This is a genomic window from Duganella sp. OV510 (assembly GCF_900100205.1).
In the GTDB taxonomy this organism is placed as follows: Bacteria; Pseudomonadota; Gammaproteobacteria; order Burkholderiales; family Burkholderiaceae_D; genus Rugamonas.
This window is the reverse complement of the sequence record NZ_FNEQ01000004.1, coordinates 427,747-447,536: the sequence shown is the minus strand read 5'-3', so window position 1 is coordinate 447,536 and position 19,790 is coordinate 427,747. Positions and strand designations below refer to the sequence as shown.

The 19,790-nt window shown below is 62.4% G+C and carries 23 protein-coding genes and 1 pseudogene; 11 read left to right on the top strand and 13 right to left on the bottom strand.

What is annotated here, in order from left to right; translation table 11 throughout:
* The first annotated feature begins 2 nt into the window (after positions 1-2).
* Positions 3-425, top strand: coding sequence for a F0F1 ATP synthase subunit epsilon (locus BLS51_RS14310; RefSeq protein ID WP_090188658.1), 423 nt, complete (start codon positions 3-5; stop codon positions 423-425).
* A gap of 47 nt (positions 426-472) precedes the next feature.
* Here the strand turns inward: BLS51_RS14310 and BLS51_RS30250 are convergent, their stop codons facing one another.
* Positions 473-901, bottom strand: a complete 429-nt coding sequence (locus BLS51_RS30250; RefSeq protein ID WP_229207682.1) for a DUF433 domain-containing protein — start codon at positions 899-901, stop codon at positions 473-475.
* 1 nt (position 902) lies between these two features.
* Positions 903-1,337: a helix-turn-helix domain-containing protein gene (locus BLS51_RS14300; protein ID WP_090188663.1), complete on the bottom strand. Its 435-nt coding sequence runs from the start codon at positions 1,335-1,337 to the stop codon at positions 903-905.
* 119 nt (positions 1,338-1,456) lie between these two features.
* Between BLS51_RS14300 and tet the strand changes: the two are divergent.
* Positions 1,457-2,638, top strand: a pseudogene (gene tet / locus BLS51_RS14295) (Tet(A)/Tet(B)/Tet(C) family tetracycline efflux MFS transporter); the annotation flags it as partial.
* Here the strand turns inward: tet and BLS51_RS14290 are convergent.
* Complete coding sequence (locus tag BLS51_RS14290; protein WP_090188670.1) at positions 2,627-3,469, bottom strand: PhzF family phenazine biosynthesis protein; 843 nt, start codon at positions 3,467-3,469, stop codon at positions 2,627-2,629. The pseudogene tet and the gene BLS51_RS14290 overlap by 12 nt on opposite strands.
* Positions 3,469-4,287 (bottom strand): AraC family transcriptional regulator, encoded by an 819-nt coding sequence (locus tag BLS51_RS14285; protein ID WP_090188675.1) that lies wholly within the window; start codon positions 4,285-4,287, stop codon positions 3,469-3,471. Before BLS51_RS14285 ends, BLS51_RS14290 begins: the two co-directional genes overlap by 1 nt.
* A gap of 78 nt (positions 4,288-4,365) precedes the next feature.
* On the opposite strand from BLS51_RS14285, the gene BLS51_RS14280 reads away from it, so the two are divergent.
* Both BLS51_RS14280 and BLS51_RS14275 read left to right on the top strand, forming a co-directional pair.
* Positions 4,366-4,992 carry a glutathione S-transferase family protein gene (locus tag BLS51_RS14280; RefSeq protein WP_090188679.1) on the top strand — a complete coding sequence of 209 codons (627 nt, stop codon included), beginning with the start codon at positions 4,366-4,368 and terminating at the stop codon, positions 4,990-4,992.
* Entirely contained in the window at positions 4,989-5,696 is a 708-nt protein-coding gene (locus BLS51_RS14275; RefSeq protein WP_090188682.1) for a CPBP family intramembrane glutamic endopeptidase, read from the top strand. Before BLS51_RS14280 ends, BLS51_RS14275 begins: the two co-directional genes overlap by 4 nt.
* Here BLS51_RS14275 and speD read toward each other — a convergent pair.
* Genes speD through BLS51_RS14255 form a run of 5 tightly spaced genes read right to left on the bottom strand, consistent with a single transcriptional unit; the run spans position 5,629 to position 9,133 of the window.
* On the bottom strand, positions 5,629-6,057 hold the full coding sequence (gene speD, locus BLS51_RS14270; protein WP_373994353.1) for an adenosylmethionine decarboxylase: 429 nt from the start codon (positions 6,055-6,057) through the stop codon (positions 5,629-5,631). The genes BLS51_RS14275 and speD overlap by 68 nt on opposite strands.
* The gene (locus BLS51_RS29715) at positions 6,054-6,230 is read right to left on the bottom strand and encodes a hypothetical protein (RefSeq protein ID WP_175472577.1); all 177 of its coding nucleotides are present in this window, start codon (positions 6,228-6,230) and stop codon (positions 6,054-6,056) included. Before BLS51_RS29715 ends, speD begins: the two co-directional genes overlap by 4 nt.
* Positions 6,227-7,696, bottom strand: a complete 1,470-nt coding sequence (locus tag BLS51_RS14265) for a DUF4178 domain-containing protein (protein ID WP_090188687.1) — start codon at positions 7,694-7,696, stop codon at positions 6,227-6,229. The genes BLS51_RS29715 and BLS51_RS14265 overlap by 4 nt, the downstream gene beginning before the upstream one ends.
* 6 nt (positions 7,697-7,702) lie before the next feature.
* Positions 7,703-8,734, bottom strand: a complete 1,032-nt coding sequence (locus BLS51_RS14260; protein WP_090188692.1) for an SPFH domain-containing protein — start codon at positions 8,732-8,734, stop codon at positions 7,703-7,705.
* A 12-nt stretch (positions 8,735-8,746) separates the two neighbouring features.
* Positions 8,747-9,133 carry a DUF350 domain-containing protein gene (locus BLS51_RS14255; protein WP_229207683.1) on the bottom strand — a complete coding sequence of 129 codons (387 nt, stop codon included), beginning with the start codon at positions 9,131-9,133 and terminating at the stop codon, positions 8,747-8,749.
* A 50-nt stretch (positions 9,134-9,183) separates the two neighbouring features.
* Here BLS51_RS14255 and BLS51_RS14250 point away from each other — a divergent pair, with 50 nt between their 5' ends.
* The 4 genes from BLS51_RS14250 to BLS51_RS14235 are packed head-to-tail and all read left to right on the top strand — an operon-like array spanning position 9,184 to position 14,639.
* Positions 9,184-10,695 (top strand): polyamine aminopropyltransferase, encoded by a 1,512-nt coding sequence (locus BLS51_RS14250; RefSeq protein WP_090188695.1) that lies wholly within the window; start codon positions 9,184-9,186, stop codon positions 10,693-10,695.
* Positions 10,695-12,317, top strand: coding sequence for an NAD(P)-binding protein (locus BLS51_RS14245; RefSeq protein ID WP_090188700.1), 1,623 nt, complete (start codon positions 10,695-10,697; stop codon positions 12,315-12,317). Before BLS51_RS14250 ends, BLS51_RS14245 begins: the two co-directional genes overlap by 1 nt.
* Positions 12,318-12,329: 12 nt before the next feature.
* Positions 12,330-13,172, top strand: a complete 843-nt coding sequence (locus BLS51_RS14240) for a polyphosphate kinase 2 family protein (protein WP_090188705.1) — start codon at positions 12,330-12,332, stop codon at positions 13,170-13,172.
* A gap of 12 nt (positions 13,173-13,184) precedes the next feature.
* A complete protein-coding gene (locus tag BLS51_RS14235; RefSeq protein WP_090188708.1) occupies positions 13,185-14,639 on the top strand; it encodes an NAD-dependent succinate-semialdehyde dehydrogenase in 1,455 nt (484 codons plus the stop codon).
* On the opposite strand, the gene BLS51_RS14230 is transcribed toward BLS51_RS14235, so the two are convergent.
* Positions 14,611-15,648: an extracellular catalytic domain type 2 short-chain-length polyhydroxyalkanoate depolymerase gene (locus tag BLS51_RS14230; protein ID WP_229207684.1), complete on the bottom strand. Its 1,038-nt coding sequence runs from the start codon at positions 15,646-15,648 to the stop codon at positions 14,611-14,613. The genes BLS51_RS14235 and BLS51_RS14230 overlap by 29 nt on opposite strands.
* Before the next feature lie 126 nt (positions 15,649-15,774).
* Here BLS51_RS14230 and BLS51_RS14225 point away from each other — a divergent pair, with 126 nt between their 5' ends.
* Complete coding sequence (locus BLS51_RS14225) at positions 15,775-16,380, top strand: glutathione peroxidase (RefSeq protein ID WP_090188712.1); 606 nt, start codon at positions 15,775-15,777, stop codon at positions 16,378-16,380.
* Between the two features lies 1 nt (position 16,381).
* On the opposite strand, the gene BLS51_RS14220 is transcribed toward BLS51_RS14225, so the two are convergent.
* Together BLS51_RS14220 and BLS51_RS14215 are read right to left on the bottom strand one after the other, a co-directional pair.
* On the bottom strand, positions 16,382-16,816 hold the full coding sequence (locus tag BLS51_RS14220; RefSeq protein WP_090188717.1) for a hypothetical protein: 435 nt from the start codon (positions 16,814-16,816) through the stop codon (positions 16,382-16,384).
* A gap of 36 nt (positions 16,817-16,852) precedes the next feature.
* Positions 16,853-17,278, bottom strand: coding sequence for a rhodanese-like domain-containing protein (locus BLS51_RS14215; protein WP_090188720.1), 426 nt, complete (start codon positions 17,276-17,278; stop codon positions 16,853-16,855).
* 91 nt (positions 17,279-17,369) lie between these two features.
* Here BLS51_RS14215 and ftrA point away from each other — a divergent pair, with 91 nt between their 5' ends.
* Both ftrA and BLS51_RS14205 read left to right on the top strand, forming a co-directional pair.
* Positions 17,370-18,323 (top strand): transcriptional regulator FtrA, encoded by a 954-nt coding sequence (ftrA, locus tag BLS51_RS14210; protein WP_090188723.1) that lies wholly within the window; start codon positions 17,370-17,372, stop codon positions 18,321-18,323.
* Between the two features lie 25 nt (positions 18,324-18,348).
* Entirely contained in the window at positions 18,349-18,708 is a 360-nt protein-coding gene (locus tag BLS51_RS14205; protein WP_090188728.1) for a DUF1428 domain-containing protein, read from the top strand.
* Here BLS51_RS14205 and BLS51_RS14200 read toward each other — a convergent pair.
* The gene (locus BLS51_RS14200) at positions 18,703-19,770 is read right to left on the bottom strand and encodes an aldo/keto reductase (RefSeq protein ID WP_090188732.1); all 1,068 of its coding nucleotides are present in this window, start codon (positions 19,768-19,770) and stop codon (positions 18,703-18,705) included. The two genes, BLS51_RS14205 and BLS51_RS14200, sit on opposite strands and share 6 nt — an antisense overlap.
* Positions 19,771-19,790: the final 20 nt, after the last annotated feature.

Sequence of the window (19,790 nt, the reverse complement as noted above, 5' to 3'; positions counted from 1 at the left end):
ACATGGCAAACACTATTCACGTTGACGTGGTCTCGGCAGAGGAGTTGATCTACTCTGGCGAAGCCGAATTCGTCGCGTTGCCGGGTGAGCAGGGCGAGCTGGGTATCTACCCTAAGCACACGCCGCTGATTACCCGTATCCGTCCGGGCGCGGTGCGCATCCAGATCCCAGGCAAGTCGGAAGAAGAGTTCGTCTTCGTTGCCGGCGGCCTGCTGGAAGTGCAGCCGGGCACGGTCACGGTGTTGGCGGATACCGCGATTCGCGGTGCGGACCTGGACGAAGCCAAAGCGGCAGCGGCCAAGAAACGCGCTGAAGAAACGCTGGCCAACAACAGCTCCGGCATCGACTACGCGAAAGCGCAAGCCGAACTGGCAGCGGCCATCGGCCAGCTGGCAGCAATCGCCAAGCTGCGCGACAAGCGCTAAGCAACGCAACAGCAGCATCAGCAAAAAGGCAGCTTCGGCTGCCTTTTTTATCGCGCTAACTCGGCGATAAAATGCGCATCTTCCTCAAGCAGCCGTTTTGCCGCTTGCAGCGAGTCGATGGCAGCCTCTTTGGCTACTGTGGGATATTGATCCAGAAATACATCAATCGACTCTCCCGCCTCCAGATAGTCAAATAGACAGGCGACAGGGACACGTGTGCCACGGAAGACTGGCGTCCCGCCCATGATCTCCGGGGCGCTGTGGTACGCTTTGGCTTCCATTTCTTCAGTAAAGTCATCTTTGATTGGCTGCCCTTGTCCTTCAAACAGCAAGGCGACAAAAGCACGCGCAACGTCGGTTGGCCTTTCACCGTTTTGTTTCCATGCATTCTGCGCTTCCATTTCTGCGGCAGCCTGAAGTAGTAGCCCTTCCAGGGTATGCGTGGCCCGGAAAGCTGTTGGTTTCTTCTTGCTCATGTCAGTCCCCTTCGGAGAGGGCGCGCATTTGGGTCCAAAACGCTGCGGGATCGTCGCGTGCAGTATTGATCAAAATTAGGGTAGTTGCGTCTGGTATGGTTCGCTGCTGTTCCCATTCTTCCAATGTGGACGCGGTCACGCCCAGGTATTCGGCAAACTCTGCTTGCGACAAACCGGCGTTTTTTCTTGCTGCAATAAGGGGCGAGTAGACAATCCTGCCTCTCCCGGCCGCTATATCTTTTGCGCCTTGTTTCAGCTCTGCATAAAGATCGCGAGTCGCCTCGTACTTCTCCAGTTCTTCATCGCTGAACGGTAGGGATTTATTCGTAGTCATAGCGTAAATCCTTGCGTAGATGGTGATCAGGACGATCTCTGCTGACACTAAACCAGCAAAAGGATTTTGCTGCGAGCATGTGCGACGATGGTGTGCATCCATGGAATCTACTGCTATGAATTTCAGTCGCTTTGATTTTGCGCAAATATCGTGACTGTGACCGCTGGCACATCTTCAGAAAAGCGGCGCTTCTATAATCGGCCTCCGTTAATCAGAAGAATAAGAAGATGAATCGAGCGCTGGTCATTATTTTGTCGACGGTTGTGCTCAGTGCGGTGGGGATCGGGCTGACGATGCCGATCATTCCGCAGCTGATGCGCGATGTCGGTCACACCACGGAGCTGGGCTGGAAGTTCGGTGCGTTCACCGGCTTGTACGCGCTGATGCAGTTTATTTTTTCACCGATACTCGGCGTGCTGAGCGATCGCTTTGGCCGCCGGCCGATACTGCTGCTGTCGCTGGCCGGCGCGGTGGTGGATTATCTGTTCATGGCGATGGCGCCGTCGTTGGCGTTGCTGTTTGTCGGCCGCGCGATTGCCGGCATTACAGGCGCCAGCATGGCTGTTACCTCGGCCTACATCGCTGACGTCACGCCGGAAGAGCAGCGCTCGCGCCGCTATGGCCAGCTGGGCGCTTGCTTTGGCATCGGCTTCATCATTGGTCCGGTGATCGGCGGCCTGCTGGGCGCGTACTGGGTGCGCGCGCCGTTCCTGGCTGCCGCTGCGATGAACGCAATCAACCTGCTGCTGACCTTGTGGCTGGTGAAGGAATCGCACACGAGCAAGGAAGCGGCGGCGCCGATCTCTTTCAATCCGTTGGCCAACCTGCGCTGGGCGGCCAGCTTCAAGACGCTGCTGCCGCTGATCGGCGTCTATCTGGTGCTGGTGTTGGTGGGCGAAATCGGCGGCACCATCTGGGTGCTGTATGGCGAAGACAAGTTCGCCTGGGATGCGCTGACCATCGGCATTTCGCTGGCCGGCTTTGGCGCGTTTCACGCGCTGGCGCAAGCCTTCGTTGCCGGACCGATCGCCGAACGTTGGGGCGAGCGCAAGGCGATGTTGATCGGCATCGTCTCCGATGGCACGGCGTATGTGCTGCTGGCATTGGCCACCAGCGGCTGGGTGGCGTTTGCGTTGATGCCCTTGTTCTGCGTTGGCGGCATCGGCTTGCCGGCCTTGCAGTCGCTGGTATCGGGCAATGTCGGTCCGGACCAGCAAGGCAAGTTGCAGGGCGTGCTGGCCAGCTCCGCCAGCATTGCCTCGGTGATCGGCCCGGTTGGCATCAGCACGCTTTATTTCGCTTCGCGCGGCACGTTCCCTGGCCTGGTATGGCTGGTCGGTGCTGGCCTGTACACGCTGTGCTTGCCGGTGTTGTTGCGTAAGCCGATGACTTCAGCTGCGTAAGCTGCCATCGATGATGGTGACCGTGTGGCCGCCTATCCAGGGCTCGCCGTCGACATACGTGACGCTGATGCGGCCGTCGCGGCCAAGTGCCGTCCCCTGGCGGGCACGGTAGTCATGTGCCGGTAGCAGGCGCGCGATGCAGGCGTTGGCGCTGCCCGTTACTGGATCTTCCAGCAGAATACCGTTTTCCAGCAATAGCACACGCACCTCGTAGTCAGCAGGACCGCCGGCGGCATGTGGGCCGTACACAGCGATGCCGCTGCTGCCGCTGCGTTGCATCAGTTCCGCCAGCGCGGCAGCATCTGGTGTCATGGCCAGGCAATCATCAGCCGAAGGCAGGCGCACCACCAGCCAGCAGATTCCCATATTGGCTACCACTGGCGGATGGCCTGCCGCCGGCGTGTGCGATTGCAGTGTTGCATGCAGCAGCGGCAGCAGGCTGTTGTCCATCGGCGTCAGCTCTACGGGCGGCGCGCCGAACGCCAGGCTACCGTCATCCGCGATTCGCACCGTCACCAGGCCGATGCCGCATTCCTGCACCAGCACGCCCGGCGTTTTCGGTTGCAGGCCGGCTTCCAGCAGCGCATGGGCGGTGCCCAGCGTCGGATGGCCAGCGAACGGAAATTCCTCCTGCGTGGTGAAGATGCGCACGCGGTAATCGGCAGCGGGATCGGTGGCTGGGAATACAAAGGTGGTCTCCGACAGATTGGTCCAGCGGGCGATGGCCTGCATCTGCGTACTGTCCAAGCCCTCGCTATCGAGGATCACGGCCAGCGGATTGCCCTTGAATGGTGTGGAGGTAAAAACATCTGTTTGTTTGAAGCGGCGCATTATGTCGGTTCCTTGCAGCTGCGGCGATAGTCGGCGGGTGGTTTGCCGACCAGCTTTTCGAAGTCGGTGGTGAAGTGGGATTGGTCGTAGTAGCCCAGTTGTTGCGCTAGCGCGGCGAGGTCGACCTCGCTGCCTTTGGCGAGCAGGTCGGAGGCGTCCAGCAGGCGGTTGCGGCGGATGACCCATTTCGGCGTGGCGCCGACGTAGTCCTTGAACAGCATCTGCAACTTGCGCACGCTGATGCCGACATGGTCTGCCAGCTGCTGCACCTGGGTGATGTCGGCGTTGTGCTCGATGGCTTGCAGAATCTCGGCAATGCGCGCAGTCACCGGATCTACCGGCGGCAGGGCTGTGCGGATGATGGCGCTGGCGGCAGCCACCATGGCGGCGTCATCCATCGCGCCGAGCACGCGCTGTTCGGCCTCGGCGTCATCGCAAGCAAACACGGCGGATAACGGCAGCTCGCGGTCGGTTGCCGATTGCACCGGCTGCCGCAGGAAACCACGAAACGCGCCCGGCCGGAAACGCAGGCCCAGCACGCGGCCGGTGCCGCGCAGCGTGTACTCAAACGCGCCGGTCATCACGCCGAACACTGCCGTGCGGCCGGCATCAAACACCACGTGGATGCACGGCGAGGGCAGGGTGCGCTGCACATGCACCACGCCTTCCGGCAGCGTCCACGCCACCAGCCAGAAGTGCTCTACAAAAGGAGCGAGATCGGCTTCCGGCAGATAGCGTTCCAGCCGGAATATCTTCTCCCCAGCCGCCGGATTCACCACACCACGGGTAGGACGGGGTACACTTTGCAGCGTTGTCATAAGGCGTTCGCGTTTTTACAAGACCCTCATCTTATCAAGCGTTATCGTGAGTTTTCCACCACTATCCAGGAGAAACGCATGAATCAGCAACTGACTTTGTTCCATTGCCCGCACTCGCGCTCGACCGGCGTGCTGACCTTGCTGGAGGAACTGCACGCACCTTACGAATTGCATGTGATGAACATGAGGAAGGGCGAGAACCGCGAAGCCGCTTATCTGGCCGTCAATCCGATGGGCAAGGTGCCGGCGATCCGCCATGGCGACGCTGTCGTCACCGAGCAAGTGGCCATCTATTTGTACCTGGCCGACCTGTTCCCGCAAGCGAACATGGCGCCGCCGCTGGGCGATCCGCTGCGTGGCCCTTATCTGCGCTGGATGGCTTTCTATGGCAGCTGCTTCGAGCCGGCCATCGTCGACCAGTGGATGAAGAACAAGCCGGCCGACAAGCAGGCCTGCCACTACGGCGATTTCGACACCATGTTCAACACGCTGGTCGAGCAGCTGGGCAAAGGCCCTTACCTGCTGGGCGAGCAGTTCAGCGCGCTGGATGTGCTGTGGGGCACGGCCTTCGGCTGGATGCTGATGTTTGGCATCGTGCCCAAGCTGCCGGTTATCGAACAGTATGTGGAACGCGTGAACAGCCGTCCGGCTGCCATCGCCGCCCGTGAGAAAGACGAGGCATTGGCTGCGGATCAGGCCGCATGACAGCAACCATCGTCGGCTTGATATTGGCGATGGGCTTGCCGTCGCTGTTTGCCTTTCTCAAGCATGGCGATAAAAGCGGCCCGATCGAACAGTGGCCTCACCTGGCCAAGACCTGGGGCGCCTGCCTGGCCGTGCTGGCGGTATTGCTGCTGTGGGAACAGCGCACACTGGCCAGCATCGGCATCGTGCCAGGCAATTACCTGGCCTGGATGATCGGCGCCGCGCTGGGGCTGACTATCCTGACGACGTCGGTGATTTCGGTGATCCAGGCCAGCAAAGGCGGCAAGGCGGCGCTGCCGGAGGATTCCGCAGAGGGCTTGAACCGGCTGGTCGCCACGCCGGCGTGGTTCCGCTGGGCGGTGGTCATTACCGCCGGCATTACCGAGGAAATCATGTTTCGCGGCTATCCGATCGAGCGCCTGTACGAATTGACTGGCAGCCTGTGGATTGCCGCGCTGGTCCCGTTGACGGTGTTCACGCTGGCCCACCTGGGCGGCTGGTCTTGGGGACATCTGGTGGGCGTGTTGTTCGGCGGTGGGCTGCTGACCGGCCTTTACCTGTGGCAGCGCGACCTGATCGCCTGCATGATCGCCCACGTATTGATCGACTCGCTGATCATCTTCCTGCCGGCGCTGCTTAAAAAACTGGCGGCCCGCGCCGCGCGGTATGAACGTGAGCAGACCGAGGCTGCAAAGCCTTCTTGATGAGAGCGAGCGCTAACTCCGGTTGAGATTTGCCGCACATGAAGATGTCGGCGGCGGCAAAGCCGCATTCCGGCCAGGTGTGGATGGTAATGTGCGATTCCGCCAGCAGCACCACGCCGGTCACGCCCTGGCCTTCGCCGAAAGCGTGGAAATGGCTGAACAGCACACGTGCGCCGGCCGCTTCGGCGGCGCCGCGCAGCAGCGTTTCCAGCGCCGCACAGTTGCTTAATTTTTCGGCAGCGATACCATTCAGGTCGGCCAGTACATGCGTGCCGGTTGGCGCATGTGCCAGCGCCGCGACGGTCGCGGGCGGGCTGCTTGCAGCGCCAGGCGCCATCGATGGCAGCGTCTCGCGCTTCACTTGTGGCCTCCGCCGCCGGAACCACCGCCCCAGCTGCCGCCACCGCCGCCGGTGTGCGAACTCCAGGCGCTGCCACGCGCGGCGCCGGTGCCGGAACCACCGCCCATCCGGCTCCAGCTGCTGCCGGCGCTGAACAGCACCACGATGATCGCGTAGATGAAGAATTTACTCATGCTTGGTCATTATTATCGAGGAAGGTCGCCGGCAGGTAGATCGCCAGCGCGGCAATCGCGCTGAGGAACCAGGTGTCGCCAAAGTTGGACAGCAACGGTATCGCATTCACCGCCAGCATGAACCAGATGATGTATTTGGCCGTGGTGCGATGGCGGTTGTTGGCAAACGGCTTGGTCTTGGACGGCGATTTCACGCGGCCCTTGAAGGCGCTGCCAAACCACAACGCCAGCTGGTCGGCCGATACCGGCGCGGAGCGCGACCATGTCATCTCTTGCGCGGTGGTTTCGGACGACAGCCGCAACTGGCCGGCCTGGAATTCCTCCACCTGCGTCTTGTCGCCGACGCTAACGCGCCAGTTGAAGGCGCCCACCGCATACGTCACTACTGCGCCGTAATCGTACAGGCGGGAAAAACTGACTTTATCCACAAGCACCTTGGCGGCACCCGGTGTGTAGTTCAGCGGCCATTCGGCCAGCACATTGGCGCCGGACCAGCCTTCATCCGTCTCCACCAGCCATGAGAAACCGGCGCGCGGGCCGTACATCAGGTATTCGTTCCACTGCGTGCCTTCGTCGTCGGCGCGGCGCATCATGCCGATGATGGTGAAGTCCTGATTGTTGATTTTGGCCGTGGCGCCCAGCTCCAGCGTCAGCGGCACGGCCGCCACGCGCTCGCCGGCGGCCACCACCAGCGCTTCTGGGCTGGCGGCGTCGATCTGCGTGGCGCAGGCCGGGCACACCAGGTTGGCCGTCACGCCGGGCAGGTATTTGATCGGGCTGCCGCAGGATGGGCAATCCAGTGCGTCAAGCTTGCCACGATAGCGGCCGGCGGCGCGCTGGATGGTGTCGTCGTCGCGCAGCAGCTGGCATTGCAGGCTGTCCAGCGTGACTGCGATGCCGGTGTAGACCACCGGCTGCGGGCCGTCCGAGTAATCCAGCGTGATGAATTCGGCGCCGCGGCGGAAATCCGCCACGCGCGCCTGGTAGCCATCGCCCACCTTGAACGGCAGTTCGCCCTGGCCGCCGACGCAATCGGCCACGCGCACCTCGGCGGCCGTGTACATTCCATTGCCGATCTGGTGGTTGCGGCCGGGCGTCAGGTCCTCGAAGGCCTGCGTGTGCGTCTCGCCCTGGTATTCGGCGGTGATGGTGTACATGCCGGACGAATCGCCCAGCCATGAGGTTTTGCCGTCGTCAAAGAACAGGAACCACTCGTTCCACATGCCAGCCGAATAGCGCAGCTGGATGCGGCCGACCACCGTGAACGGGCGGCCACCCAGCACGCCGGCGGTGCCGATCTGGATTGGCGAGTAGTCCTCCAGCACGGACGACATCTTGCCCAGGTCCTTGACGGCGTCGGCGTCCTTGAGCACGCGCGTGCTGCAGTATTCGCAGACCGCCATGACCGAGGCGTGCGAGCGGAATTTGACTTCCGCGCCGCAGCTGGGACAGGAAACAATTTGCATGCAGTGTTAGCCGATCAGTTTTTTCAGGAGTTCGGCCTTGCTGCTGTCGTAGTCGGCGGCCGAGATCAGGCCTTTGTCCAGCAGGCCTTTGAGTTTTTCCAGGCGCGCTTCGATGGAGTCTTCGGCCGGTGCGGCGGCGGCAGGGGCCGCAGCTTGTGGCGCCAGCGTGCTGCCCAGCGTCTGGCCGATCACCTGGCCCACCGTCATGCCGGCGCCCAGGCCAGCGCCGATGCCGGCCAGGCCGCCTTCATTGCCGGCTGCCAGCGGAATCGCGCTGGCCACCTGATATTTGGTGAAGCCGGCCATCTTGTCCGCGCTCATGCCGCCTTTCATGCCGGCCGAGATGCGCTCGTCCAGCGCCGCTTGCAGTTCTTCCGGCAGGCTGACGCTGGCGACGTTGAATTCATCCAGCGCGATACCGTAGCGGGCGAAGGCGGTGGTCAGGTCGCCCTTGACCTGCTGCGCCATCAGCGCCTGGTTGGCCGCCATGTCGAGGAAGGGCACTTGCGATGCACCCAGCGAACTGGCCATGGTCGCCATCAGGATGCCGCGCAGCTGGTCTTCCACCTCGTCGCGGGTGTAGATCTCGCGCGTGCCGCTGATTTCGGTGAAGAAGGCGTGCGCATTGGTCACGCGATACGAATACATGCCGAAGGCGCGCACGCGCACCATGTCGAAATCCTTGTCGCGGATGGTGATCGGCTGCGCCGTGCCCCATTTGCGGCCGGTCTGCACGCGGGTGCTGAAGAAGTACACGTCCGACTTGAACGGCGAATCAAACAGCTTGTCCCAGTTTTTCAGGTTGGTCAGCACCGGCAGCGTGCGCGTGGTCAGCGTGTGGGTGCCGGGGCCGAACACGTCGGCCACCTGGCCTTCGTTGACGAACACCGCCACCTGCGATTCGCGCACCACCAGCTGGCCGCCGTTCTGGATCTCCTGGTCGGCCATCGGATAGCGCCAGGCCAGCACGCCTTCGGTGTCCTCGTTCCATTGCAGTACATCGATAAACTGCTTCTTGATAAAGCTGCCGATACCCATGATGGTCCTCGCTTAGGAAATGCAGGCGCCGTTGATGACGCCGATGGAAATGGAAATCGCGCCCAGCAGGCCGCCGAAAGCGGTGTTGTTCGCTTCAATCTGGTCTTTGGACATATTCAGCACGCGCGTGGCGATCGCATACGCCAGTCCCTGAATCACCATGGCGCCGAAGGCCCAGGCGAAAAACTGCTGGTAATCGAGAGTATGCATCAGCGCGGAACCGATAGTGATGGAAAAACCTATCAGCGCCCCGCCCAGCGATAGCGCGGCGGCCTGATTCCCTTCGCGTATCAGCTTCACCTCGTCGAACGGCGTCATCCAGGTGTAGGCTTTGAAGAACGCGGCCAACAACACTGCTGCCAGCAGCAGGTGGATCAGATAGTTTAGGATGGCGGGCACGGCGCACCTTCAGGTAAAGTTATTACTTGATAATAATGCAAACGAGCTCAATGAACAAAAAGATTCTGATACTGTCCGTCTTCGTGGTGGCGTCCTGCGGCCTGGCGTATGAGCTGATCGCCGGCGCCTTGTCCAGCTATCTGCTGGGCGATTCGGTGCTGCAATTCTCCACGATTATTGGATGCTACCTGTTTGCGATGGGCGTGGGCGCGCACTTTTCCAAGTACGTGAAAGATGAAGACGTGCTGGCGCGCTTTGTCGATATCGAACTGGCGGTCGGCCTGATCGGCGGTATTTCGGCGGCGGTGCTGTTCCTGACCTTCACGTGGATGACAGCGCCGTTCCGCACCATGCTGTACACGATGGTGTTCCTGGTCGGCGCTTTTGTCGGCATGGAGGTGCCGCTGGTGATGCGCGCGCTGAATGCGCGCCAGACGGAATTCAATGAACTGGTCAGCAAGGTGCTGACCTTCGACTATCTGGGGGCGCTGGCGGTGTCGGTGCTGTTCCCGCTGGTGCTGGCGCCGTACCTGGGGCTGGTGCGTACCGGCTTCATGTTCGGCATGCTGAATGTGGGCGTGGCCCTGTGGACAATCAGCGTGTTTCGCACAGAGCTGAAAAACGTCACCGGCCGCATGCTGCGCGCCAGCGCCGTGATGTGCGTGCTGGTGTTTGGCTTTGCCTTTGCCGACAAGCTGACGCACTGGGGCGAGCATGGCCTGTTTGGCGATGAAATCGTCTATGCCACCACCACGCCGTATCAGCGCCTGGTCATCACGCGCTGGAAGGACGATACGCGCCTGTACATCAACGGCAACCTGCAATTCTCGTCGCGCGACGAGTACCGCTATCACGAAGCGCTGGTGCATCCGGTGCTGGAGGCGCTGCCGTGGGCCAAACGCGTGCTGGTACTGGGCGGCGGCGATGGCCTGGCGCTGCGCGAGATCCTGCGCTACAAGAACATCGAGCATGTCACGCTGGTCGACCTGGACCCGGCCATGACCACCGCCTTCACGCAGCGCGCGGAACTGGTCAAGCTGAATAATGCGTCGTTCAGCGACAAGCGCGTGCGCGTGATCAACGCCGATGCGGCCATCTGGCTGCAGCATAACGACGATATGTTCGATGCAGTGATTGTCGACTTCCCCGATCCTTCGAGCTTCGCGCTGGGCAAGCTGTACTCGGTACCGTTCTACGGCATGGTGCGCAAGCACCTGGCGGCGAACGGGCTGATGACGGTGCAATCGACATCGCCGTTCTTTGCGCCGCACGCCTACTGGACCATCGACGCCACGCTGCGCGATGTCGGCATGAAGACCTGGCCGTATCACGCCTATGTGCCATCGTTTGGCGAATGGGGCTTTATCCTGGCGTCGCCACAGGCAGCGTACACGCCGCCGACCAGCTACCGTTTGCCGATGCGTTATCTGAACGCCGACACCACGCGCGAAATGTTCATCTTCCCGCCGGATATGAAGCCGCTGCCGATGGAACCAAACCGTCTCAATACCCAGTCGCTCGTGCATGAATTCGAGCAGGACTGGCGCCGGGTGATACGCTGATGCTGCGCCGCTCTTTCCTCGTCTGGGCCGGGGCCACCGGCGTGACTGCCGCCGGCAGCGGGCTGGCGTTCCAGCGCTGGCAGGAGATTACGCCGACCTTGCATTATGTCGGCCGCGATGAAGGCCACTTCTTGCGCGACAAGCGTGCGCTGCCGCCGCCATCGCAAGTTATCCACACCGATGTCGTGATACTGGGCTCGGGCGCGGCCGGCCTCACCGCCGCGTGGAAGCTGAAAAAGCTGGGCAAGACCGATGTGCTGATGATCGATGGCCCGCAACCTTACGGTAACGCGGCAGGTGGCGCTTTCGGCGAGTACGAGTATCCGACCGGTGCCCACTATCTGCCGCTGCCGTCGCCGGAGTCGACGCATGTGCGTGAAATCCTGGCGGACCTGGGCATCATCCAGAAAGATCCGTATGGCGAGAAGCCTTACTACGACGAGCGTTTCATCCTGCACGCGCCGGAAGAACGCCTGCTGTACAACGGCCAGTGGCAGGAGGGCTTCATTCCCACCGACGGCGTGCCGCAATGGGAACTGGCTGAGCACAAGCGCTTCTTTGATGAGGTGCGCCGGTTGCGGCAGTTGCATGGCAAGGATGGGCGCCGCGTCTTTGTTTTCCCGACGGTGATGTCGTCGGAAGATCCTGAGTGGCAGGCGCTGGATCGCATCACGCTGAAGCAGTGGATGGAGCAGAACGGCTACAAGTCGCCGACGCTGCACTGGTATCTGAACTACTGCTGCCGCGATGACTACGGCACGCGCTACGACAAGGTGTCCGCGTGGGCAGGCCTGCACTATTATTGCAGCCGCTGGGGGCAGGCGGCCAACTCTGGCGACGGCGCCTGGCTGACATGGCCGGGCGGCTTGCAGCCACTTGCCTCTGGCATCGAGAAGCTGGCGGCGGTCAAGCGCATGGCTGGCACGGCGGTGTCGCTGAAGAAGACGGAGGACGGCGTCGAGGCGCTGTGCTTCACGCTGACGAATGGCAAGCCAGGCACGTATCTGGTACGCGCCCGCAAAGCCATTTGCGCGATGCCGACTTACGTTGCTGCGCGCGTTGTGGATAACATCAGCGAATACGGTTTCGACGCGGCGAAGCATGCGCCCGAATATGCGCCATGGATGGTGGCGAATTTCCTGCTCAAGCGCTTCCCGGAAGAATTGCAGGGCGGTGCCAACCCGCAGCCGCTGTCATGGGATAACGTGGTGTATGGCGAGCCGGGGCTGGGTTATGTCGTCTCCACGCACCAGGATATTCGCGTGCAGCCGCCGGCCAAGACGGTGTTCAGCGCCTACGTCGCGCTGTCGGACCGGAAGGCTAGCAGCGCGCGTGGCTGGATGGCGTCGGCCAAGCCGGAGGAGTTGCTGGCGCTGGCCAGCGCTGATTTGAAGAGCGCCTACGGCGGCCAGTTCGCATCATGCGTCGAGCGCGTCGACATCACGCTGCGCGGCCACGCGATGGCCGTCCCCTGGCCTAACTTCCGCAGCAACGCCGGCATGAAAGCGCTGCGCGAAGTGGATGGGCCGATCCTGTTCGCGCACGCCGACCTGTCCGGCTTCTCGGTATTCGAGGAAGCTGCCTGGTGGGGCATCCGCGCGGCACAGCTGGCGGCAAAGTGATATGCTAAAACCATGACCCATAATGCCCGCGAGCGCTTCCGCGCCACTCCAAAACTCAAGCTGCGCGACAAGGATGCCGACGACACCACCTTTTCGACGCGCGCCGCCAATCCCAAGCTTGGCAAGTCGCGCGCCAAGACGCTGGATCTGGAACGCACCGCAGCGCTGATCGAGCGCATCGCTGCGCTACAGGACAAGCTGTACGCGCAGCGCAAGCAGAAAGTGCTGCTGGTCTTGCAGGCCACAGATACGGGCGGCAAGGACGGCACGGTGCGCGCGCTATTCAAGGGCATCAATCCGATGGGGCTGCGCGCCGTGTCCTTCAAGGGACCGACCGACAACGAACTGGCGCACGACTATCTGTGGCGCGTGCATCAGCATGTGCCTGTGCTGGGCGAAATCGCCATCTTCAATCGCAGCCACTACGAAGATGTGCTGATCACCAAGGTACAGGGCTGGATCGATGACGACGAGTGTAAGCGCCGCTACGCACAGATCCGCGATTTCGAGCGCATGCTGGCGGAAACCGGCACGGTCATCATCAAGGTGTTCCTGCATATCTCGAAGGAAGAACAGCGCGAGCGCTTGCAGGAACGACTGGACGATCCGGACAAGCAGTGGAAGTTCAATCCGGAAGATATCAAGCAACGTGAAAAATGGGACGACTATCAGCGTGCCTATGAAAAGGCGATCCGCGAAACGGATGCGCCGCACGCGCCGTGGTATGTGGTGCCGGCCAATTCCAAGACCCATCGCAACCTGGTGATCGCCAGCCTGCTGCTGGAGACGCTGGAAGGCATGGACTTGCACTATCCGCCACCGCATCCCGACCTGTCGTCCTTCACCGTGGAGTAAGGAGGATGCCTTATGCTGCAACTGAAAGATCCCAGCCTGCTGCGCCAGCAGGCCTACATCAACGGCGAGTGGACCGACGCTGACAGCGGCACCACGCTGGCCGTCACCAATCCTGCCACCGGCGAGCAAATCGGCACCGTGCCGGTGATGGGCGTCGCCGAGACCAGGCGCGCCATCGACGCCGCCAACGCCGCCTGGCCGGCATGGCGCAAGAAGACCGCCAGGGAGCGCGCGCTGATCCTGCGCAAGTGGAATGATCTGATCCTGGAAAACACCGACGACCTGGCGCTGCTGATGACGGCGGAGCAGGGCAAGCCGCTGAGCGAGTCGCGCGGCGAGGTGGCGTATGGCGCTTCCTTCATCGAATGGTTCGGCGAGGAAGCCAAGCGGGTGGCCGGCGAGTCGCTGGCGTCGCCATGGCAGGACCGCCGCATCCTGGTCAGCAAGGAGCCGATCGGCGTGTGCGCTGCCATCACGCCATGGAACTTCCCGATTGCGATGATTACCCGCAAGGCCGGCCCTGCGCTGGCGGCGGGCTGTCCGATGGTGTTGAAGCCGGCCGAGGCCACGCCGTACTGCGCGCTGGCGCTGGCGGTATTGGCTGAACGTGCCGGCGTGCCGCCGGGCGTGTTCAGCGTGCTGACCGGGAAGTCGAAGGACATCGGCGGCGAGATGACTTCCAATCCGCTCGTGCGCAAGCTGAGTTTCACCGGCTCCACCGAGGTGGGCCGGCTGTTGATGGCGCAGAGCGCGCCGACCATCAAGAAACTGTCGCTGGAGCTGGGCGGCAATGCGCCGTTCATTGTGTTTGATGACGCCGATCTCGATGCGGCGGTGGAGGGGGCGATCGCCTCCAAGTACCGCAACGCCGGCCAGACCTGCGTGTGCGCCAACCGTATCTATGTGCAGTATGGCGTGTACGAAGTGTTTGCGCAAAAGCTGGTGGCGGCGGTGGAAAAACTCAAGGTCGGCAACGGCGTGGAGGAGGGCGTCACGCAAGGTCCGCTGATCGACGAGAAGGCGGTGAAGAAAGTCGAGCAGCATGTTGCCGATGCGCTGTCCAAGGGCGGCCGGCTGCTGTTGGGCGGCAAGCGTCACGCGCTGGGGCACAGCTTCTTCCAGCCGACCGTGATCGCCGATATCAATGATGACATGCTGGTGGCGAAAGAAGAAACCTTTGGCCCGCTGGCGCCGCTGTTCCGCTTCAAGACCGATGAGGAAGCCATCGCGCTGGCCAATAACACCGAGTTTGGCCTGGCCAGCTATTTTTATTCGCGCGACGTCGGCCGCATCTGGCGCGTGGCGGAAGGACTGGAGAGCGGCATGGTGGGCGTCAACACCGGCCTGATTTCCACCGAGGTGGCGCCGTTCGGCGGCGTCAAGCAGTCGGGCCTGGGGCGCGAAGGTTCGCACCTGGGCATCGAAGACTACCTGGTGGTCAAGTACATCTGCCTCGGCGGCATATAAGCACGAGGGCGGGGCTGCCGGTCAGGCGGTCCACCATGTGTTTGATGGCTGCCATCTGGCGGCCATTTTTTTGCGCGTAGCGCGTGTCGTCATGCCCCCACCAGTCCCAGCATGCCTTGGGATTGGCGGCGGTGGCCGAGGTTTGCGGATACAGCACCAGCAACCGATTGTTGTCGGCCCAGGCGTTGTAACCGGCGTGGCGCACGAACAGTGTGCCGATATTGGCCGGGCTTTGCTGGCAGCCGTGGAAAGCCACATGTAGCCGGCATCCGCCGCTTTCACAGGATGGCGGGATGTACAGGTAGCCGACGTCCGCCATGCCGTGCCACGCCGGCACGGCGATGAATTCCGACTGGTCGAAGGCGATGAAACGGCCGGACAGCGTGCTGCTGCGCGCCGCCAGCGGGCCATAGATCCAGTTCAGCATTTCGCCGGCCGCGTCGTAGTTGCAGTTGTTGATGTAGGGCGTGCCAAGCGCTGAACAGGCATTGCCGTAGCTGTCGGTGGGGATCGCATGTTCGGCGGCGAGGTTGCGCTTGTAGGCGATGCGGCTGGCGTCGATGTAATGGCGGTAGTAGCTCAGCAGGTCGTTGCTGACTGCTTGCGGCACGACAGTGTCCAGGCTGCCGGAAAACATCCAGATGCGGTGGCCCCCCAGCGCGCTGGGGGGATCGATGGTGCGCGAGGCGGCAAACCAGTCGGTGAGGGCGATCAGCGCCGGCACGCCGGTGCCGCCGGGACGCACGCGGCAGGGGAGGCCTTCGCTGCAGCTGCAAACTGTGGTGGCGATCAGGGCGTTTCCTTGCGCGCAAAAGTAAGGCCCGCCAGCGACGATGCCGGCGCCGATGACCGTGCGCGAGAACGCCACCTGGAATTGCACCGCCATATAGGCGCCGGAGGACAGCCCGGACACGCTGACCTGCCCGGCACGCAGCGCCGGCAAGGGGATCACCTGCGCCTGCGCGACGCCGGTGAACCATAGCAACAGCCAAGACAACAGGATACGCATACCGCCTCCGCGACGTGGGATGACGATATCGCGCAGCCGCGCATTTTGCTTAATCTGGATCAATCGTGCGAGGGGAACTAAATTGGACTAGAATGGTTTTTTTCCTATTCTTTCTGGCCCGACACCATGTCCAAGACCTTCGCCCAACTGTGCTTCGTTTCCTCGCTGACCATGCTGGCCAGCGCCTCGGCGTTCGCGCAAGCCCCAGCCGCCACGCCGGCTGCCGCTGCGGCGACGTCGGCGCCAGCAAGCTGCCCGGCCATCCTCAAGCAAAATTTCAAGCGTTTGCAGGACGATGCGCCGCAAGACCTGTGCCAGTACTCGGGCAAGGTGATTCTGGTGGTTAACACCGCCAGCTACTGCGGTTTCACCAACCAGTACGAGGGTCTGGAAAGCCTGTACGCCAAGTACAGCGGCAAGGGCCTGGTGGTGCTGGGCTTCCCATCGAACGATTTCGGCCAGCAGGAGCCAGGCAGCAGCAAGGAAATCGCCGATTTCTGCTACAACACCTACGGCGTGAAGTTCCCGATGTTTGCCAAGTCGGTGGTGTCGGGCAAGGAGCCTAATCCGCTGTTCGCCAACCTGATCAAGGTGACCGGCAAGGCGCCGGCCTGGAACTTCCATAAATACCTGATCGACCGCCATGGCAATGTGGTCAACAACTTCGGCAGCAAGGTCACGCCAAACGACAAGCAGCTGGTTGGCGCCATCGAAAAAGCGCTGGGCTCCTGATTCAGCGCGCGGCCTTGCGCAAGTCGGCCGGCAACTCCCTGATCGGGCAGTAGCGATAGGAGGTGACATTGCCGGCGATGTTTTGCTTGAAGGTCAGCGCATTTTCCACCGTCACCTGTTGATGCTGGATCTGGCGCGGCGCTGTGCCGGTGCCAGCATCGATGCAGGACTGATCCACCGTATATTGATTGCCCCGGCGCTTGCTCACCCTGGCCTTGCAGGCGTGGGTATGCGCAGTCGAGATCCCCTTGCCGTCGTAGCGGCGGATGGCGGCGTTGGCCGGGGCGCTGCATTCCGAACCTTCCGCGACATAGATGCCAGGCTTCAGTCGATACACACCGCCCGGCTTGGGCGTCGTGTCGGCACTGGCTGCGGCGATGCCGGCCATGGCCATCAGCATGGCGAAGGCGGTCCATCGGTGACGTATCTTTTGCATTGCGTATCCTTCCCTTCGGTGACAAACAGCCGCAGTCTATAGCGCCGCAGTCTGATTGTCGCGCCCGTTTGCCGGGGCGCTCAGGGCAAAGCCTTCATCCAGCCAGCCGGTAATTCCACCCGGCATGACCTTGACCGGGCGTCCCAGCTGCGCCAGCCGGACGGCGGCGCGTGCGGCGCCATTGCAATGCGGGCCGGCGCAGTACACCACGAACAGCGTGTCGGCTGGAAATTCGGCGATCTTCGAGCCGATAATCTTGCGATGCGCCAGATCCAGCGCGCCGGGCACGTGGCCGGCGGCGTATTTTTCCGTTCCACGCACATCGAGCAGCACAAAATCCTGCTGGCCGTTATGCAGGGCGTCGTGCACGTCCCAGCAATCGGTTTCGTAGCGGAAGCTGGCTTCAAAATGGGCCAGCGCGGCGGCGCTGTCGGCGGCAGTAATGGTGGTAACGAGTGACATCGGATACTCCTTTGAGGTTGAGCGCTCATTGTGCTGCCGCCCCTTCATGGCAAGAAGTGGCGCGAATGCCAATCTACGGTAAGATTGCGCCATGAAAAAACATCTCGTTGTGGCGCTAGCCTACGACCGTCTGTGCACTTTCGAGTTCGGCTGCACGGTCGAACTGTTCGCGCTGGAGCGTCCGGAGCTGGGCGTGGATTGGTACGAATTTGCGGTCTGCGCGGTGGAGGAAGGTCCGATCCGTGCGGCCGGCGGCATCACTGTGCAGGCGCCTTACGCGCCGGATTTGCTGGCGCGCGCCGACACCATCGTCATCCCCGGCTGGCGCGATGCGGATGAAGCACCGCCGCCGCAATTGCTGGCGTGGTTACGCGCTGCCCACGCACGCGGCACGCGGCTGTGTTCGATTTGCTCGGGCGTGTTCGTGCTGGCTGCCGCCGGCGTGCTGGACGGCCAGCGTGCCACCACCCACTGGCGCTATGCCGAACGCCTGGCGCAACGTTATCCGCACATCGAGGTACAGCCCGACCATCTGTATGTGGATAACGGACAAGTTATCACCGCCGCCGGCTCGGCCGCCGGACTGGATATGCTGCTGCATCTGGTGCGGCGCGACCATGGCGCCAGGATCGGCAACCTGGTGGCGCAACGGCTGGTCGTGGCGCCACATCGTGAGGGCGGCCAGGCGCAATTCCTGCCGCGTCCGATGGCGCAGGGCGAGCAGGGCCGGCTGTCGCGCCTGATGGACTGGCTGCGCAGCCATCCGGCGCAGCCGCATACGGTGGCCAGCATGGCCGAACGCGCGGCGATGAGTCCGCGCACCTTGCAGCGCCAGTTCCAGCAGGCCACCGGCCTCGGCCCGGTAGAGTGGCTGATCCGCGAGCGCGTGGCCATCGTCAAGGATTTGCTGGAGGAACCGGATGTGCCGCTGGCGCAGATTGCCGAGCGTGCCGGCTTCGGCTCCGAGGAAACGCTGCGCCACCATTTCCGTCGTCTCACCGCCACCACACCGGGCGCTTACCGGAAACGCTTCGTGCTACGCTAGGCGCCTCACCATCAAGGAGACGGCCATGGCATACGTAGACGGGTTTGTGGTTCCGGTACCCAAGGATAAGCTTGAGGCGTACAAGAAAATGTCGCTTGCATGCGGCCCGGTGTGGAAGGAATACGGCGCGCTGGAATTCCGCGAAACTATCGGCGACGACGTTCCGCCCGGCAAGCTGACATCCTTCCCGCTCAGCGTGCAGCTGCAGGAAGGCGAGCTGGTGGTGTTCTCCTGGATCACTTACGAATCACGCGCCAAGCGGGACGAAATCAACGACAAGGTCATGAAAGATCCACGCGTCCTTGCCTTCATGGATCCCGCCAACATGCCCTTCGACGGCAAGCGCATGATTTACGGCGGTTTCGAGATGATCGTCGACTTATAGGCGGCGCTGGCTTACCTGGGACGTGCCAAAGATCAGCTGCTGCGCCATCGGGCGGCCGATGAAGCGGTCCGGGAAGATCGGCGCCGGTGCGCTGGCGGCGTTCAGGCGCGCCAGCTGGTCTTCGCTGAGCACCACGTCCAGCGCGCCGAGATTGTCTTCGGCCTGGGCAACCGTGCGGGCGCCGATCAGCGGCGAGACGATGGCCGGATGCGTCAGCGTCCAGGCGATGGCGACCTGCGAGGGCGAAACGCCCAGCTCTGCGGCGACCTGGCCCACCACCTCGGCGATATCCAGCGAGCGCTGGTTCAGATGGCCGGTGGAGGCAATCACGCCCTTGCGGTCATTGGCGACATCGGCACCGTTGTCATCGGACAGATCCTTGCGGCTGTACTTGCCGGTCAGGATGCCGCCGCCCAATGGCGACCACGGCAACACACCGAGACCCATGGACTGCGCCATCGGTAGCAGCTCATGTTCGACCGTGCGTTCGACCAGGCTGTATTCGATTTGCAGCGCCACCAGAGGTGACCAGCCACGCAGGTCCGCCAGCGTTTGCAGCTCGGCCACGCGCCACGCCGGCGTGTTGCAGATGCCCAGATACAGCACTTTGCCGGCGCGTACCAGATCATCCAGTGCGCGCATCACTTCATCGGGACGGGTGGTGAAATCCCATGCGTGCACATACAGCAGGTCGATGCGGTCGGTGTCCAGCTGGCGCAGGCTGGTTTCCACCGAGCGCACCATGTTGTAACGATGATTGCCGCCGGAGTTGATGTTGGACGGATCACGCGCCATGGTGAACTTGGTGGCCAGCACCAGGCGGTCCCGCTGGTCTTTGACAAAGCTGCCGAGTATCCGCTCGGAGGCGCCATTGGTGTAGTTGACCGACGTGTCGATGAAGTTGCCGCCACGGTCGACATAGGCATCGAAGATGCGCCGCGCTTCGGCGTCATCGGCGCCCCAGCCCCAGTCGGAGCCGAAGGTCATGGTGCCCAGCGACAGCGGCGAAACACGCAGGCCGGAACGGCCGAGCAGGCGGTATTGGTCAAGTTTGGTCGTCATCAGAAATCTCCTCAGGGTGG

Bases quoted from the DNA above. Each gene is read 5' to 3' on its own strand.
- ftrA (WP_090188723.1), top strand. From the start codon at position 17,370: ATGAAAAAACATCTCGTTGTGGCGCTAGCCTACGACCGTCTGTGCACT.
- BLS51_RS14280 (WP_090188679.1), top strand. From the start codon at position 4,366: ATGAATCAGCAACTGACTTTGTTCCATTGCCCGCACTCGCGCTCGACC.
- BLS51_RS14220 (WP_090188717.1), bottom strand. From the start codon at position 16,816: ATGCAAAAGATACGTCACCGATGGACCGCCTTCGCCATGCTGATGGCC.
- BLS51_RS14290 (WP_090188670.1), bottom strand. From the start codon at position 3,469: ATGCGCCGCTTCAAACAAACAGATGTTTTTACCTCCACACCATTCAAG.
- BLS51_RS14235 (WP_090188708.1), top strand. From the start codon at position 13,185: ATGCTGCAACTGAAAGATCCCAGCCTGCTGCGCCAGCAGGCCTACATC.
- BLS51_RS14205 (WP_090188728.1), top strand. From the start codon at position 18,349: ATGGCATACGTAGACGGGTTTGTGGTTCCGGTACCCAAGGATAAGCTT.
- BLS51_RS14215 (WP_090188720.1), bottom strand. From the start codon at position 17,278: ATGTCACTCGTTACCACCATTACTGCCGCCGACAGCGCCGCCGCGCTG.
- BLS51_RS14310 (WP_090188658.1), top strand. From the start codon at position 3: ATGGCAAACACTATTCACGTTGACGTGGTCTCGGCAGAGGAGTTGATC.
- BLS51_RS14275 (WP_090188682.1), top strand. From the start codon at position 4,989: ATGACAGCAACCATCGTCGGCTTGATATTGGCGATGGGCTTGCCGTCG.
- BLS51_RS14265 (WP_090188687.1), bottom strand. From the start codon at position 7,696: ATGCAAATTGTTTCCTGTCCCAGCTGCGGCGCGGAAGTCAAATTCCGC.
- BLS51_RS14300 (WP_090188663.1), bottom strand. From the start codon at position 1,337: ATGGATGCACACCATCGTCGCACATGCTCGCAGCAAAATCCTTTTGCT.
- BLS51_RS30250 (WP_229207682.1), bottom strand. From the start codon at position 901: ATGAGCAAGAAGAAACCAACAGCTTTCCGGGCCACGCATACCCTGGAA.
- BLS51_RS14260 (WP_090188692.1), bottom strand. From the start codon at position 8,734: ATGGGTATCGGCAGCTTTATCAAGAAGCAGTTTATCGATGTACTGCAA.
- BLS51_RS14250 (WP_090188695.1), top strand. From the start codon at position 9,184: ATGAACAAAAAGATTCTGATACTGTCCGTCTTCGTGGTGGCGTCCTGC.
- BLS51_RS29715 (WP_175472577.1), bottom strand. From the start codon at position 6,230: ATGAGTAAATTCTTCATCTACGCGATCATCGTGGTGCTGTTCAGCGCC.
- BLS51_RS14225 (WP_090188712.1), top strand. From the start codon at position 15,775: ATGTCCAAGACCTTCGCCCAACTGTGCTTCGTTTCCTCGCTGACCATG.
- BLS51_RS14285 (WP_090188675.1), bottom strand. From the start codon at position 4,287: ATGACAACGCTGCAAAGTGTACCCCGTCCTACCCGTGGTGTGGTGAAT.
- BLS51_RS14200 (WP_090188732.1), bottom strand. From the start codon at position 19,770: ATGACGACCAAACTTGACCAATACCGCCTGCTCGGCCGTTCCGGCCTG.
- BLS51_RS14230 (WP_229207684.1), bottom strand. From the start codon at position 15,648: ATGCGTATCCTGTTGTCTTGGCTGTTGCTATGGTTCACCGGCGTCGCG.
- BLS51_RS14240 (WP_090188705.1), top strand. From the start codon at position 12,330: ATGACCCATAATGCCCGCGAGCGCTTCCGCGCCACTCCAAAACTCAAG.
- BLS51_RS14245 (WP_090188700.1), top strand. From the start codon at position 10,695: ATGCTGCGCCGCTCTTTCCTCGTCTGGGCCGGGGCCACCGGCGTGACT.